Origin of the sequence: Dokdonia ponticola (genome assembly GCF_042653865.1) — a bacterium.
Taxonomy (GTDB): Bacteria; Bacteroidota; Bacteroidia; order Flavobacteriales; family Flavobacteriaceae; genus Dokdonia; species Dokdonia ponticola.
The window spans coordinates 179,037-193,664 of record NZ_JBHSFV010000001.1; the positions used below are offsets into that span (position 1 = coordinate 179,037).

The 14,628-nt window shown below is 36.6% G+C and carries 14 protein-coding genes; 8 read left to right on the top strand and 6 right to left on the bottom strand.

Annotated features, from left to right (window positions below):
* Positions 1 to 38 precede the first annotated feature (38 nt).
* A complete protein-coding gene (locus ACFO3O_RS00810) occupies positions 39 to 1,319 on the top strand; it encodes an acyloxyacyl hydrolase (protein ID WP_379976621.1) in 1,281 nt (426 codons plus the stop codon).
* Here ACFO3O_RS00810 and ACFO3O_RS00815 read toward each other — a convergent pair.
* The 3 genes from ACFO3O_RS00815 to ACFO3O_RS00825 are packed head-to-tail and all read right to left on the bottom strand — an operon-like array spanning position 1,316 to position 5,310.
* On the bottom strand, positions 1,316 to 3,835 hold the full coding sequence (locus ACFO3O_RS00815; RefSeq protein ID WP_379976622.1) for a TonB-dependent receptor plug domain-containing protein: 2,520 nt from the start codon (positions 3,833 to 3,835) through the stop codon (positions 1,316 to 1,318). The genes ACFO3O_RS00810 and ACFO3O_RS00815 overlap by 4 nt on opposite strands.
* The gene (locus tag ACFO3O_RS00820) at positions 3,819 to 4,736 is read right to left on the bottom strand and encodes a FecR family protein (RefSeq protein ID WP_379976623.1); all 918 of its coding nucleotides are present in this window, start codon (positions 4,734 to 4,736) and stop codon (positions 3,819 to 3,821) included. Before ACFO3O_RS00820 ends, ACFO3O_RS00815 begins: the two co-directional genes overlap by 17 nt.
* 49 nt (positions 4,737 to 4,785) lie before the next feature.
* On the bottom strand, positions 4,786 to 5,310 hold the full coding sequence (locus ACFO3O_RS00825) for an RNA polymerase sigma factor (RefSeq protein ID WP_379976624.1): 525 nt from the start codon (positions 5,308 to 5,310) through the stop codon (positions 4,786 to 4,788).
* Between the two features lie 146 nt (positions 5,311 to 5,456).
* Between ACFO3O_RS00825 and ACFO3O_RS00830 the strand changes: the two genes are divergently transcribed.
* From ACFO3O_RS00830 to ACFO3O_RS00840, 3 genes are all read left to right on the top strand, one after another.
* Entirely contained in the window at positions 5,457 to 6,902 is a 1,446-nt protein-coding gene (locus ACFO3O_RS00830) for a hypothetical protein (RefSeq protein WP_379976625.1), read from the top strand.
* A gap of 33 nt (positions 6,903 to 6,935) precedes the next feature.
* Positions 6,936 to 7,439 (top strand): hypothetical protein, encoded by a 504-nt coding sequence (locus ACFO3O_RS00835; RefSeq protein ID WP_379976626.1) that lies wholly within the window; start codon positions 6,936 to 6,938, stop codon positions 7,437 to 7,439.
* Positions 7,440 to 7,870: 431 nt separating this feature from the next.
* Positions 7,871 to 10,111, top strand: a complete 2,241-nt coding sequence (locus ACFO3O_RS00840) for an ATP-binding response regulator (protein ID WP_379976627.1) — start codon at positions 7,871 to 7,873, stop codon at positions 10,109 to 10,111.
* A gap of 23 nt (positions 10,112 to 10,134) precedes the next feature.
* On the opposite strand, the gene ACFO3O_RS00845 is transcribed toward ACFO3O_RS00840, so the two are convergent.
* The 3 genes from ACFO3O_RS00845 to ACFO3O_RS00855 all read right to left on the bottom strand — a co-directional run bounded on the left by ACFO3O_RS00845 (position 10,135) and on the right by ACFO3O_RS00855 (position 12,415).
* Entirely contained in the window at positions 10,135 to 11,082 is a 948-nt protein-coding gene (locus ACFO3O_RS00845; protein ID WP_379976628.1) for a phosphoribosylaminoimidazolesuccinocarboxamide synthase, read from the bottom strand.
* A 76-nt stretch (positions 11,083 to 11,158) separates the two neighbouring features.
* Positions 11,159 to 11,362, bottom strand: a complete 204-nt coding sequence (locus ACFO3O_RS00850) for a hypothetical protein (RefSeq protein ID WP_379976629.1) — start codon at positions 11,360 to 11,362, stop codon at positions 11,159 to 11,161.
* A 99-nt stretch (positions 11,363 to 11,461) separates the two neighbouring features.
* Positions 11,462 to 12,415 carry a PhoH family protein gene (locus tag ACFO3O_RS00855; protein ID WP_379976630.1) on the bottom strand — a complete coding sequence of 318 codons (954 nt, stop codon included), beginning with the start codon at positions 12,413 to 12,415 and terminating at the stop codon, positions 11,462 to 11,464.
* Between the two features lie 384 nt (positions 12,416 to 12,799).
* Between ACFO3O_RS00855 and ACFO3O_RS00860 the strand changes: the two genes are divergently transcribed.
* The 4 genes from ACFO3O_RS00860 (at position 12,800) to ACFO3O_RS00875 (ending at position 14,617) form a co-directional block, all read left to right on the top strand.
* On the top strand, positions 12,800 to 13,633 hold the full coding sequence (locus ACFO3O_RS00860) for an SAM hydrolase/SAM-dependent halogenase family protein (RefSeq protein ID WP_379976631.1): 834 nt from the start codon (positions 12,800 to 12,802) through the stop codon (positions 13,631 to 13,633).
* Positions 13,633 to 13,929 carry a putative quinol monooxygenase gene (locus ACFO3O_RS00865; protein ID WP_379976632.1) on the top strand — a complete coding sequence of 99 codons (297 nt, stop codon included), beginning with the start codon at positions 13,633 to 13,635 and terminating at the stop codon, positions 13,927 to 13,929. The genes ACFO3O_RS00860 and ACFO3O_RS00865 overlap by 1 nt, the downstream gene beginning before the upstream one ends.
* 124 nt (positions 13,930 to 14,053) lie before the next feature.
* Positions 14,054 to 14,257: a hypothetical protein gene (locus tag ACFO3O_RS00870; protein ID WP_379976633.1), complete on the top strand. Its 204-nt coding sequence runs from the start codon at positions 14,054 to 14,056 to the stop codon at positions 14,255 to 14,257.
* A gap of 3 nt (positions 14,258 to 14,260) precedes the next feature.
* The gene (locus tag ACFO3O_RS00875) at positions 14,261 to 14,617 is read left to right on the top strand and encodes a hypothetical protein (protein ID WP_379976634.1); all 357 of its coding nucleotides are present in this window, start codon (positions 14,261 to 14,263) and stop codon (positions 14,615 to 14,617) included.
* The last annotated feature ends 11 nt before the right edge of the window (positions 14,618 to 14,628 follow it).

Below are 14,628 nucleotides of genomic sequence, written 5' to 3' on the forward strand. Positions count from 1 at the left end.
TTAAACTATCTTCCGTCGTTGAAAATTTCAAAAACTACATGAATCATCCTACGTGTCATTCCCTAAGAAAAAGAGGGGTTCTATTACTAATCATTTTACTTACATTCAATAATTTACAGGATGTTTTTGCACAGGAAAACACCTCTCCTATCACCCTAATTCCTGAGTTTGTTTTTGGAACCTCAGCGGCGTCTAACAAGACATTTCCTGAACGAAAACCACAAACACAGGCGATTTTTAATCTGGCATGGCACCACGAAAACAATACTCAAGAATGGGCACGCTGGCTTCAAAGTCCGCGTACAGGAATTAGCGTTGGCTATACCAATTTTGGAAACTCAGATCGCTTAGGAAGCGCATTTACCCTCATGTCGTTTTTAGAATTTAATGCGTTTAATAGTCAGCGTCTAACCACGCAAATTGGCATAGGAGCTTCGTATTTTACAACCTTGTATGATTTTGAAACTAACTTTTTTAACCGAGCAGTCAGTACTGATCTTACATGGTCTTTCAGAGCTTTTATGCATTATAATTTTCTCCAAAAAGAAAAAGTAAATTATCATGTAGGTGTTGGTATTTTTCATCATTCTAATGGGCATACACGATTGCCCAATCAAGGATACAATTCTTTCTTAATCAGCCTTTCTGCTGAGATTAAAGGAACCAAGTATCGCGCTTTCGCGAAAAATATCCCAACCCTTGAAAAACCAGAAAGAACGGTTCAGAATTATATCGCTATTCGTGTGGGAACTGGGCAACATGTATTTAGTGATGTGTCTATTTTTAATGAAAAGAAAGAAGTCTATGCCCTTTCTGCCGAATACGGAAAAATCTATAATAAGACGCTTAAAGTCGGGGTGGGTGCTTTTTATAGACTCTATGAGCATTACTACGATTACATTAATGACAACGAATCCTTAGTTCAAGATGGTCAAGACTATGCGTCTTTACGCGATAATCCTTGGCATAATGCTTCCAACTATGGGCTTTTTGTAAAAGGGGAACTTTTATTCAATCATGTAGGGGTCGAGTTACTTATTGGTGCAAACTTCCATAAGCCTGCGTATAAAATAGACTGGCAAATTAATGAAGGATGGGATTTTGCGCCTAGAGAAATTCCTGAAGGATGGGTGCTCGGCGAACTCGATTCTAAATTCAAGTTTAAACATGTGATCAATACACGGGTAGGGTTAAAATATTACCTTATCGGAACTAATAGTGCGCCAAAGCATAACATATACGCAGGAGCCTTTATCAATGCCAACTTAGGTCAAGCCGACTTTACTGAGTTAGGGATTGGGTATGTGAGAAGTTTTTAATACTGGATCCTAAAAACCGTATTAATAGTGGTTTCTAAGGCGCTTCGATTAAACTCTTGCACGTTAGAAGTGCCATCTACTCGGAAAAAATTCTCAATCGTATTATCATTGTTGGTCAAATTCCATACAGAAAAACCGAGCTCTGCGCGCCAGCGCTTTTTGGTTTTAAGTTGATAAAGCGCTGAAAAATCTGCTCTCAAATAATCCTCTAGCTGACTACTATTTGCATCTGCAAAATTAATGGCGTTATCTAATACCTCAGCGCCAAGCACAGGCAAGGTGGTAGGGCGCCCTGTTCGCCAGTGAACTCCTACAGCTAGTTTAATTTTTTTTGTGGTAAATGCGGTTCCAAAAGTAAGTGCATGGGTAATATCAAAATTACTTGGAAATGTTATTTCTGGGAGCGTTTCAAAGGTATACTCGTTATTGATAAAAGAATAACTGAGCCACGAATTAAATTTCCCATATCGCTTACGCACCAATACATCAACACCTGTGGCTTCATAACTCCCATTTGTTCTTGTGAATTCATATTTGGTACTAAATTCCTGACTCTGGGTCGTAATTCCATCGATGCTTTTGTAATAAGTATCTACATTGAGTAATAAACCTGAACGACTATAAGAAATCCCAACGGATCCTTGTTTACTTTGAATCACAGGAATATCATCATCATTGGCAAGTTGCCATCTTCTGCGTTCTATCCCTAAAAAATCATTCTGGAAATTAATAATTTGAGAAGTGTTTTGGTGTTTAAACTCACCTAAGGCCTCTACTGAAAAATAGTCCCAAAACTCATGGTTGATACTCAGTCGTGGCTCTACCAATATTTTTCTGAATTTATCTATATAATTAAAACGTCCGCCCGCATTGATCTGTGTTCTCTTATCTGCCGATCGATACCCTACTTCCGAAAACACCGCGTGTGTCCGTACCACATTGGATCGTAGCTCTCTAAACAGCGGCTCGTCAATATCATTAAGATTCGTGACTTCTGTCTCTACGATTTGATAGCCACTATGTAAATTTAATCGAGACGTGAGATTATAATCGGCTTTGAGTTTGATCCCTGTTTCTGAGACGATGTTTTCCTGTAAAAATCGTTGGGAGGCGAGTACATTAGCGTTAAATCCTCGTAAGGTATAATCGGTTTCATACACATGAATACTGGTGGTGAAAAAAGGATTCCACTGACGTTCATAAAAAATCCCTCCTGCAATGCTATTTTGAGTGAGGCTACTTTCTCTAGTTTCTAAAACGGTATCGACATTGGTGGTTTCATCAAAGCGTAACTCGTTTTGGATATTGATAAAATTGAGTCGGATGCGATCTTTATCAGAAATTTTATAAAGCCATCGTAACGAAGTATCGTAAAAATCAAAATCTTGATTTGAATTTAGGATGGCTATATCATTCATTTCTACTTCGGTTTCTTGAGTAATCCTATTAAAAAAAGTAACGTAAGTGGGAGTGGTAATTAAATCATTTAATGATTTCCGTACACCGATCTGCACCGATGATTTATCAGAAAACGGAATATCTACAAACGCATCAGCACTCAGGAGGTTAGCCCCAAGAGAGGCTTTAAAATCAGTAGCGATTTCGGTGTCTGTTTGCATGGCAATAGTACCTGAAACGCCATCTGTATACGCGACGCTACTTCCGTTTTTGATAATAGAAACCGTATTGGTAATTTGCGGGTTAAACCCAGAAATGAGTCCAAAAAAATGACCTGATTGATACATTTTAATATCATCCCACAACAACAAATTTTGGTCATTACTACCGCCGCGTATATTAATATTAGAGATGGTCTCATCTACACTTATTATACCTGGTAATGCTTGCACAGATTGCAAAACATCGGTTTCTATGAGACCTGGGAGAATACTGAATTTTGAAAAATCTATTTGCGTGGTTCCGTTACTTTTTTTATCAATTCCTTTGACGAGATACCCCGTTAAGGTGACCTTTGCCAAGGTAGTTTCATCAGGATACATATAAATCACGCCACAGCTATCTTTTGCAAAGAAATCACTTTTTCGGAGCACGGTTTTAAAACCGAGATGTCGTATTTCAATCAAGGAATTGGTTGCACTTTTTGAGAACTCAAAATAACCAGCATCATCGGTGGTGATGGCTTCATCTGTTGTCACTAAGGTCGCACCGCTAATGGGCATTTGTGTCTCTACATCTCTTAAATAGCCACAAATACGTGTTTGTGTTTTTTCTTTGGTGATGTAATAAATACGCCTACCTACTTTGGTAATGGTCAATCCTGTAGCAACTTGTAATTCTGAAAGGGTTTGTTCCAGTGTCCGCTTTCGCGAAAGCGGTAACATCTTTACTCCCTTTAGTTCTTCTACAGCATAATTAAACTGGATATCATAGTCTTTTTCAAGTTCTGCGATGACTTCTAAAACGGTTATTTCTTGAGCAGACTCTTGGGCAAATCCTAGATAGGAAATGCTTACAAAAAAGAACGTGTATAGATATCTTTTAATGTGTTGTGTCATGTATGACCACGCTATTGTTTTGTTTTGTAAATGTCATTTTTAGGGGTCCCGTAATAGAAGTGAGGGCTTCGGTAAGGTCTATGTGTTCAAAACCTCCTGAAAACAGGATGGTGCTATCAATGTTACTAAAATCAATTTGTACATCATATTGTCTTTCTACTTCTTTGAATACTTCGGCAACGGCTACTTTTGAGAAAACGCTACGATAGTTGATCCATTGTGGTCCTTCCCCAAAAATAGTGCCTTGTGTGGTCACCCCGTGATCTAATCTAAAGGTATTTCCAGCTGGTAATTTGATGAGTTGATTATTGTAAGTTACACTCACCAATCCTTCATAACATATCACTTCAAAAAACTGATCTCGTTGTTTTACATTGAAGGATGTACCCAATACAGAGACCACACCATCGTTTGTTTTTACATCAAATTTGGCTCCTTTGGCTACTTTAAAAAAGGCTTCTCCTTCTAAAGATAGTTCTCTTTTTTCACTCCAAGTGTCTTCAGCATACCGAATCGAGCTCATGGCATTGAGAGTCACTTGCGATTGATCAGGTAAGGTTATGGTTTCTTTTTGAGCGATTTGTGTGGTAATGGTCGTTTGATTTTGAGAAGTAAAGACATAATACAACCCTAATGTAATGACGACAATCGCAGCGATACTACTTAACTTTCGGAGCCACGGAAGGCGTATCACCTTAGTGGAAGTCTCTTTTCTAGTTGCTTTTTGAGCTTTGAATGTTTCAAAATCATCTACATGATAGTGATCTGGGACTTTAAAACGTGTAGCCTCTTCTAGGATTTCCTGACTTAGATCGGCATCGTCCAATTTTTCAAACGCTTCCAACTCTGAGGGTGTTAACTCGTCATTCAACCATTTTTTATATAAGTATTCTTTTTCCATGCGTATCGTATCTATACTATAAACAACTTTAGTGTCAAATCTCCTGAAACTATTTTAAATGAAATCCTTCAAGTTCTTCTTTAATTTGTTTAAAGGCACTATAAATTCTGTATTCTACTACCTTTTTTGTGACGCCTAATTCATCTGCGATTTCCTGATGTTTTTTCCCTTCTGCTTTATTAAGTAAGAAAGCCACACGTTGCTCTTCTGATAATTTACCGAGTACTTTTTGGTAGTTTCCTAGAAATTCTTCTTTTTGAAGTAAGAATTCTGGAGACTCATTGGTGTATTCTTTGGGTTTTATTTTTCTAAAATTCAATACCACTTTATGATGTTTGACATGATTCAGCATCATATTATTGGCAATTGTGTAGAGATAGGACTTGGCTTTATCAAAAGCTACTTTTTTACAATTCTCCCATAATTTTATAAAAGCTTCTTGCGCCGTATCTTTAGGGTTGAACGCTTCTCCATATTTATAATACAAATGATTTGCTAAAGGTTGTGCATAGGTATCATACAACTTTGAAAAAATATGATCTTCACAAATAGAACTTGGCATTGGTTTTTTCACAAGGGTTGTTTTTTAGTGTCTACAAAGCTATGAGAAACTTTTTTAATTTTTTTTCAGGAGTTTTAAAGATGTAGTTGTTTTAAGTATGAACGTTCGCAATTAAATGTACTGAAATTTTACTAATCAAAACAAAAAACGAATATCATATGAAACTTTTTAAGAACACCTCACTTTTAATTATGGCTGTTTTTTTTCTTTTTACTGCCTGTAGAACAGAAGACGAAGAAATTATAACTCCACCCGACCAACAAACGCTAACAATTAATTCTACTACGGCTGACTTAATTACCCGAACGGCTACCAATGATGGGTCTAATGACAACATCCTTGATAATGCCAACTGCATAAGCATTCAATTACCTGTGACTGTGATTGTAGATGGGTTAGAGATCATTATCGATTCTGAAGCAGATCTTGATGTCATTGAAGCTATTTTTGATGAATTTGACGATGATATCGATGAACTTGATTTTGTATTCCCTATCACCATCATCTTAAGTGATTTTACAGAAATTACAATAACCAACGTACAAGAACTTCAGTCATTTATTGATGAATGTTCTGGAGAAAACGAAAGTGATGATGACATTGAGTGTATTGACTTCCAGTACCCAATCACTTACGCAGTTTTTGATCAGAATAACGAACTTATAGAAACAGTCACCATAACTAATGACCAAGAACATTATGAGTTTATTGACAATCTAGAAGATTCTGATATTGTGAGCATTAACTTTCCACTAACGCTTATCCTTTCTGATGGAAATACAGTGACAGTAAATAACATTTCACAGCTGGAAGATGCTATTGAAAATGCTATAGATGATTGTGATGAAGATGATGATAACGATTATGATGATGATGATTGTGAAGATTGCACTACAGATCAATTAGCGTCTATTCTTACAGAATGTCCTAGCTGGATAATAGACAAATTAGAACGTAATGATATCGACCTTGAAGATGCGTATACTAACATTGAATTCTCTTTCAGCGAAGATGGTACAGTGAGCGTAGATGACAATGGTATGATTACTATGGGAACTTGGAATGCTGTAGCAAATGACATGACGAATGTGATTGAAGTAGCCATCGATGTTCCTGGAGATGCAAACGTAAGTGACATCTGGATGCTTCATGAAATCGAAGAAGAAACCGGCGAAGTTAAAGTAGACTTACGTTTAGGAGATGACCGATTACGCTTTGAGAGTGACTGTGAGGATAATGACGGAGGTGGTGGCAATGGTGACAACACCCTTTTAGAAGATATTCTTACTGCTGAAAATAGTGTTTGGATCGTAAGTAGCTACATCGAAGAAGGTATTGATGAAACGGCTGATTTTAATGGATATGAATTTGAATTTAATATTGATGGAACTGCGACTGCTACCAATAGTGGTGATGTAACCAATGGAACTTGGGCACATGTCGAGAACGAGACAGAATTACTATTAAATTTTGGAACTACTGTACCATTAGATGAACTACAAGATAACTGGGACATCATTTCTGTAACTGAAACTCAAATTGAACTTCAAGATGTGAGTGGCGGAAATGGAGATACAGATACATTGATACTAACAAGATTATAAATAACTATAAATCCAACTTAAATAATAAACATTATGAAAACGATACATAAATTAACGATCAGCGCTTTTTTCCTCATCGGTATGATCACCCTACAAAGCTGTACTACCGACGATGACAGTTCTTCTAGTAATATGAACAATGATGCTCAGATTATGGAAGCTCAAAGTATTGCCAATACAGGTACTTGGATCATTACAAACTTTAATGATTCTGGACAAAACGAAACAGGAGATTTTAATGGATACACCTTTGATTTTGGAAGTGATGGTGTACTAACAGCTACCAATGGTACAAATACCCTTACAGGTACCTGGTCTATCACAGATGATAGTAATAGTAGCAGTGATGACGATAGCTCTGATGATGATGATGATGATATTGATTTTAATATTTTCTTCCCTGTATCTGACTCAAGTGATTTTGAAGATTTAAATGATGATTGGGATATCGTATCAGTCACTGAAAATCGCATCGAACTTAGAGATGTTAGTGGTGGAAATGGAGGAATTGACATCTTAGTCTTTGAACGAAATTAGTATTAGAATTCCCCAATGATAGATGGAAACTTGAGAAATCTCCATCAACCTTAAACGAAGTTGTCTAAGATATAGGCAACTTCGTTTTGTTTTTTTAATATATGCTCATAGACTAGTATGCGCTATCCATCCTTTTATTTTTTTTACAAATTACACAGTGATCAAATACATTTTATCTCCTACTTTAGGATTTAAGACAAAGAATGAAAATTATGGCCCTTAATAATTCCTTTGTTTAAAATGTACAGTAGATAAGCCTGCTTATTACCTACTGTTTTTCATCAACGAAAAGAAAGAAAATTCTTACATTTCATCTTTATCAAGTTTAAAAAAAGTATATTTGTGTTGGTAATCAACACAATGCCTCAATATTTGAAATCTATATCTCGATTTATAGTGCCGTTATTTTTAAATTTATTGCTTCCTAAACAATGAATAAAGAAATAGACCCTACTTTAGAAGTTGTACAACTTTTGGATAAAGCATACGCACTACGCGGTCAAGATATGCTCCTCAGCATACAACTCGCCCAAGAAGCACTAGAAAAAAGCAGGAAACTTGATAACGCATCTCTTATAGGAGAAAGCCTTAGTAAGCTTGCTTTATTCCACATGGTGAGCGCAGACAATCAAAAAGCTATTGAAATGTCTGAACAGGCTATCGTTTATTTTAAGAAAGATAATGATGAGCTGGGAATCGCAAGGGCAAAATACAATATCGCAGGGGTTTATTATAAGACAAACAACTATCACCTAGGGATGTTTCATCTTATTGACTGCCTTACCATATTCCATAAACATAAAGACACCCATAATGAGTCTAAGACTCATAAAACATTAGGGACCATCTATGAAATCTTAGGAGATCAATATAATGCAATCATTGCCTATAAAAATGCCATCTCATGCGCGATTGATATCAAAGATAAAAACCTAGAGTCTAATGCCTATAACCCTCTTTCAGGTATATTTTTAAAACAAGGGCATATAAAAAAAGCATTAGACATCATAGAACTATCGGTCTCCATCAAAAAAGAAACTGGAGATATAAGAGGATATGCTTTTGCGATTTACGGACGTGGTAAGGTGTATACGCACCTGAAAAGATATCAAGAAGCCCGTGATGATTTTGAGAAGGCATTGGCGATCCATGAAAGTGTAGGCGATCAATTTGCCATTGCGATGTGTCATAATAAAATGGCTAAGCTCTTTATAAAAACAGGCGCAAGAGATAAAGCTAAAGAATGTCTAAAAAAAGCCTTAGATATAAGCCATGCTAACAACCTGTCTATGATGAAAAATAAATGTTATTACTTTATGTATAGCATTTATAAAGAAGAGGGCAAAAATTTATTAGCGTTAGAGTACTTAGAAAAATATCTAGAAGAAAAAGATGCTGCTATCAATTCGCAAACCTTAAAAGTAATAGAGAATTACGAACGGATTTCAAAAATACAATCTAAAGAAAATGAAGCAAAATTAAGGCGACAAAAAGCCGAAATAGCCGCACAACAAGAACGTGCAGAGCAAACAGCGGCGATGAAGCAGAATTTCTTATCGGCTATGAGTCATGAGATTCGGACACCTCTCAACGCTGTGACGAGTATCATCTCATTACTGAAAGACCGCTCTGACGAGCAAGATAAAAAACTATTGACGTCTTTACAGTTTTCTGCCAAAAACCTCATGCAAATTATTAATGACATCCTTGATTTTTCTAAGTTAGATTCAAATAAAATGACTTTAGAAAAACATCCCGTAAAATTCAAGGAAATCTTACATAACATACAACAAACCTATCTCACCCTTGCGGAAGATAAAGGAATTAATTTGGAGCTGGTCATCTCAGATACGGTAGCGGATAGTTATGAGATAGATGAAACCAAATTATTTCAAATTTTAGGAAATCTAGTGAGCAATGCGATCAAATTTACAGAAAAAGGATCTGTAACTATCGAGGTAGACACTATATCTGTGCAACCAGATACTGATCGTTTGTCCTTTAAAGTAAAGGACACAGGCATCGGTATTCCAGAGTCTGAAAGGGAGCGTCTTTTTGAAAGCTTCTATATGCCAAAATCCATCATGACTCGTAATGATGGTGGGACGGGATTGGGGCTCTCCATCGTAAAAAAACTAATCGAATTACACGGGAGTACCATTACCATAGAAAGTAAAGAAGGACAAGGATCTACGTTTCATTTTGAACTAGAATTTAAAAAAGCAGAAGCGCCCGTTCACATGGATAAAGACATGTTTGAAGCGCTACAAAACAAAACAGCCATCTTAGCCGAAGACAATGAGATCAATGCGCTGGTGATGAGACAACTTCTTAACAAATGGGGCATCTCCATCAAGCGTGTAAAAAATGGAAAACAAGCCATTGTGCAAGCACTAGAGCTTAAGGTCGATTTTATTTTGATGGATATTCACATGCCTGAAATGAATGGTTTTGATGCTGCTCGTATCATTCGATCCACAGAAAATGTCAACCAAGACACCCCTATTTTTGCCCTTACTGCTGATGTAACTTCAGCGAGTAAAAAAGAATTTTCTGATCTCTTTGATGGTTTTTTATGGAAACCAATTGAGATTCCCCGTCTTTTTGATACGCTTACCAAACTCTATTCAGAAAAAGATACAACGGAAATCAGCCTAATGGACACAGAATAACGTATTCATTTCATTGAATCTATTTACTTTTCAAGATACTTCAACACGTTTTTTTCGATTCTGGCTTCTATATTGGATAGGTCCGCTTTCGCGAAAGCTTCCCCAGTAATATTCTCATACAACTCGATATAACGATCTGACACGGTTGTTATGTACTCATCAGACATTTCGGGGACCGTTTGTCCGTCGAGCCCTTGAAAGTTGTTAGCGATCAACCACTGTCGTACAAATTCTTTAGACAACTGTTTTTGTGCTTCTCCCCTCGCCTGACGCTCTTCATAGCCATCGGCATAAAAATAACGAGAAGAATCTGGGGTATGAATTTCATCAATCAATACAATCTCACCATCGGCTGTTTTGCCAAACTCGTATTTGGTATCCACTAATATCAATCCGCGACTGGCGGCGATTTCAGAACCTCGCTGGAATAACTTACGCGTGTAATCCTCCAGCACAAGATAATCTGCTTCAGAAACAATCCCTCTTTTTATAATATCCTCCCGTGAAATATCCTCATCGTGATCCCCCATTTCTGCTTTGGTGGCTGGAGTAATGATGGGTGTTGGAAAGGGATCATTTTCTTTCATCCCTTCGGGCATAGGTACACCACAAAGCATTCTTTTACCTGCTTTATATTCCCGTGCCGCATGTCCCGACATATAGCCGCGAATCACCATTTCTACCTTAAACGGATCACACCGTTTTCCTATCGCCACATTCGGATCGGGCGTTGCCACGAGCCAGTTCGGCACGAGATCTTCGGTATCCTTCATCATCTTGGTAGCGATCTGATTTAAAATTTGCCCTTTATACGGGATTCCCTTGGGCATCACCACATCAAAAGCACTCAACCGGTCGGTAGCGACCATGAGTAATAAATCATTTTCAAGGGTATATACTTCGCGTACTTTTCCTTTATACAACTCTTTTTGTCCTGGAAAATTAAAATTAGTATCTGTAATGGTGTTCATAGTTGTAATGTGAGGGTGTGTTTTAAAGTCTAATAATAGGTATTCTTAAAACTTGTATTCGTATTGCTTTTTTGTATTAGTCTTTGATATAATGATCTGAAACCCATAAAGTCCCTAAAGGTCCTGCTGGACTTAAACCACAGGCTTCAGCTTGGGCAATACTTTCAGGATCATTTATATCAACTATTATCGAATCAGGACAATCATTGTCATCTGACGAACAACTAAAAGTTATAAAAGTAACTACAATTAATATAAATAATCGAAACAATTTAGTCATAGTTTATTTTTTGAATTTTGATTGATTTTTAGCATTAAAGCTTATTATTTTATAGTATATTTTGGTATTATCCCAACCTCGCTACTGCAACCTAAACCCTTAATTCCTATTCTCAATATCCTTATACGCTGCAATGACCTTCTTCACCAATGGATGGCGTACCACATCATTATCGTCGAGATACATCATCCCGACACCATCAACATTCTTAAGAATTAATAAAGCTTCTTTGAGTCCGCTAGTGACACGTCTTGGTAAATCTATTTGTCCAGGGTCACCCGTAATGATAAACTTTGCACTTCGCCCCATACGTGTTAAAAACATCTTCATCTGCGCATGTGTCGTATTTTGAGCTTCGTCCAAAATCACATACGCATTATCTAGCGTACGTCCTCTCATAAAGGCCATCGGTGCGATTTGTATCACGCCTTTTTCTATAAAACTCTCCAACTTTTCATGCGGAATCATATCACGTAAGGCATCATACAACGGCTGCATATACGGATCTAATTTCTCTTTCATATCGCCCGGTAAAAAGCCAAGATTCTCCCCTGCCTCGACAGCGGGACGTGTTAAAATGATGCGTTTAACCGATTTTTCTTTAAGGGCTTGTACCGCGAGTGCTACACTTACGTAGGTTTTACCTGTTCCCGCAGGACCAATCGCAAAGACCATATCGTTCTTTCTAGAAAGCGCTACAAGCTTGCGTTGATTGGCCGTTTGTGGTTTGATGAGTTTCCCACTTACGCCATGTACAATCGTCTCACCACTCTCTTTAGAGGTTTCATAATCGGATTTACTCTGACTCGTAAGTACACGCTCTATAATGTTTTCATCCAGTTTGTTATACTTTCCGAAATGCTCTGCAAGCATCGTAAACCGCCTATCAAATTCTTCAAGCAAGTCCTCATCGCCATAGGCTTTAATCTTGTTGCCTCGAGCGACTATTTTTAATTTTGGAAAATAGCGTTTCAGTAGTTCTATATTGGCGTTTTGTTGTCCAAAAAACTCACGCGGATTGATTTCTGAGAGTTCAATTATTATTTCGTTCAAATGGCAAGCGGTTTTTATGAGATTCCTCGGTAAATTATTTTAGCTTTGTTACACAATATATACTTTGAAAGTACCAAAAAGAAAATGATGATTTTTTTCTTTATATAAAGAAGAAAACTAAAGCATAGCATTAGATACGTTTTCTTTTTATTCTGAAATAGAAAGGAAAAAAGGGCATTTTATTACAGTACTTTCAAAGTATACATGGTATTATATAGCAAAGTACGAAATTTTTGAGCGTATATACCTACTCATAAGTTATCGTGTTATTAAAAATAATAAACAATTTGGGGATGGTCGTTTTTTGCTTTCAAGGAATGGAATAACATAGAAGTTTATACCGAGCCTGACGAAGTACAAAAGTGGACTCCCCTAAATAAATGTATGGCGATTATCACATTAACAACCGATTTTGGCGAAAAAGATCACTTTGCTGGTGCCGTAAAAGGTGCGATTTATAGTGAGCTTACTGATGTGCGAATTGTTGATATCACCCATTCTATATCGCCATTTCACATTACCGAAGCAGCGTACATCATACAAAATGCGTATAAAAATTTCCCGAAAGGGAGTATTCATATCATAGGTGTAGACAGCGAACTCACCCCTGAAACCAACCATATAGCGGTTAAATTGGAGGATCATTATTTTGTTTGCGCTAATAATGGAATCATATCCTTGATCACTAGAGACATTGTGCCACAGGAGCTAGTCGAGATTACGATTCATAACCATGTCATCAGTAATTTTACCGTTCTGGATGTATTTGTTCAAGCGGCCTGTCATATTGCACGCGGAGGAACATTGGCTGTGATTGGAAAGCCAATTTCTGAAGTAAAACCCCTTACAGGCATTCAACCCATCGTTAATAAATCGCAAAAACAGATTATTGGAAATGTGATTTATGTTGATAATTATGGAAATGTCGTAAGTAATATCACCCGCAAACTGTTCGAGGAAGTTGGTAAAGGACGTCCTTTTAAAATCGAAGCCAGACGCACGCAAATTTCCAAAATTCATAGATCGTACAGTGATGCTATTAATTTCTCACTAGAAAAACACAAACGAGAAGAAGAAGGCAAAAAACTAGCGATTTTTAATTCTGGTGATTATATCGAACTGGCGATTTACAAAAGTAATCCTACTACGGTGGGCAGTGCTTCTACCCTTTTTGGGCTAGACTATCGAGATGCGATTACGATAAACTTTGAAGATTAATGCTCGTACGAATAGTAAAAATGCGCTTTCGCGAAAGCGAAATACCGACCTTCTTAACCAATTTTGAACAGGTAAAAGATAAAATCAGAGCGTTTCCTGGATGCCAGTTTTTGGAATTGTACAGAGGCCAAGATGATCCTCGCATCTTCTTTACCTATAGTTATTGGGATTCTGCTGAAGCGTTAGACAAGTACCGCCACTCCGAGTTATTTAAAGGCGTTTGGGCACAAACAAAACCGATGTTTTCTGACAAGCCAGAAGCCTGGAGTGTTGATAAATTGGTGAGTTTAGGCTAATAATTAATTATTAGTTTAATAGAAGCTAAGGGTGTTAATATCTAGTTGAAAACTAAAAGATAAGCTTACGATAGAAATAATTGATAATTTTTATATTTGTCATAGTTTTTTAAAATACTGAATTATGAAAAAAATAAAAGAATTGTCAATTGCTGATCTAAAATCAGGTAAAGACTATGTGGAAAAATTAAAGCTTAGTCGTTTAGATTATTTAAAGAATGTAAGTATTGATAGTAAAGATGACGATACATTACTATCATTAGAAAAACTTGATTTTGAATTACATAATCATTTATTTTCTAGATTAATGAAATTAAGAAAAAATTAAATTATGTCTATAAATGAATATCTTCAAGCGACGAAATATGAAAGTCTAATAAAAAACGCCTTTAATTGTCAAAAAGGTAATCGAAATGGTGCAGACAAAAGCTATATGCAAAATGCTATGACAATGGAGCGAGGGGAAACTTACGCAAAGCATTTAGGTTCATTTGACAATCAATTCGAAAAAGTTAAAAACTACATCTCAAAAGCATTAAACAAATTATCGAGTACAAAACATTATTCGACAAAATCAGATTTTTTCAATGAATTAAATACTAAACTAGAGTATTGTAATACAACGAAAGATTTGATGGAAATTGTTGAACTGTCATTAGATAAGGTGATTGAATTAAAAAATAATTAGTCGGTCACCAT

Coding starts and splice junctions, on each gene's coding strand:
- ACFO3O_RS00820 (WP_379976623.1), bottom strand. CDS start 4,736: ATGGAAAAAGAATACTTATATAAAAAATGGTTGAATGACGAGTTAACA.
- ACFO3O_RS00845 (WP_379976628.1), bottom strand. CDS start 11,082: ATGAACACCATTACAGATACTAATTTTAATTTTCCAGGACAAAAAGAG.
- ACFO3O_RS00850 (WP_379976629.1), bottom strand. CDS start 11,362: ATGACTAAATTGTTTCGATTATTTATATTAATTGTAGTTACTTTTATA.
- ACFO3O_RS00815 (WP_379976622.1), bottom strand. CDS start 3,835: ATGACACAACACATTAAAAGATATCTATACACGTTCTTTTTTGTAAGC.
- ACFO3O_RS00860 (WP_379976631.1), top strand. CDS start 12,800: ATGGCGATTATCACATTAACAACCGATTTTGGCGAAAAAGATCACTTT.
- ACFO3O_RS00865 (WP_379976632.1), top strand. CDS start 13,633: ATGCTCGTACGAATAGTAAAAATGCGCTTTCGCGAAAGCGAAATACCG.
- ACFO3O_RS00870 (WP_379976633.1), top strand. CDS start 14,054: ATGAAAAAAATAAAAGAATTGTCAATTGCTGATCTAAAATCAGGTAAA.
- ACFO3O_RS00830 (WP_379976625.1), top strand. CDS start 5,457: ATGAAACTTTTTAAGAACACCTCACTTTTAATTATGGCTGTTTTTTTT.
- ACFO3O_RS00840 (WP_379976627.1), top strand. CDS start 7,871: ATGAATAAAGAAATAGACCCTACTTTAGAAGTTGTACAACTTTTGGAT.
- ACFO3O_RS00835 (WP_379976626.1), top strand. CDS start 6,936: ATGAAAACGATACATAAATTAACGATCAGCGCTTTTTTCCTCATCGGT.
- ACFO3O_RS00875 (WP_379976634.1), top strand. CDS start 14,261: ATGTCTATAAATGAATATCTTCAAGCGACGAAATATGAAAGTCTAATA.
- ACFO3O_RS00810 (WP_379976621.1), top strand. CDS start 39: ATGAATCATCCTACGTGTCATTCCCTAAGAAAAAGAGGGGTTCTATTA.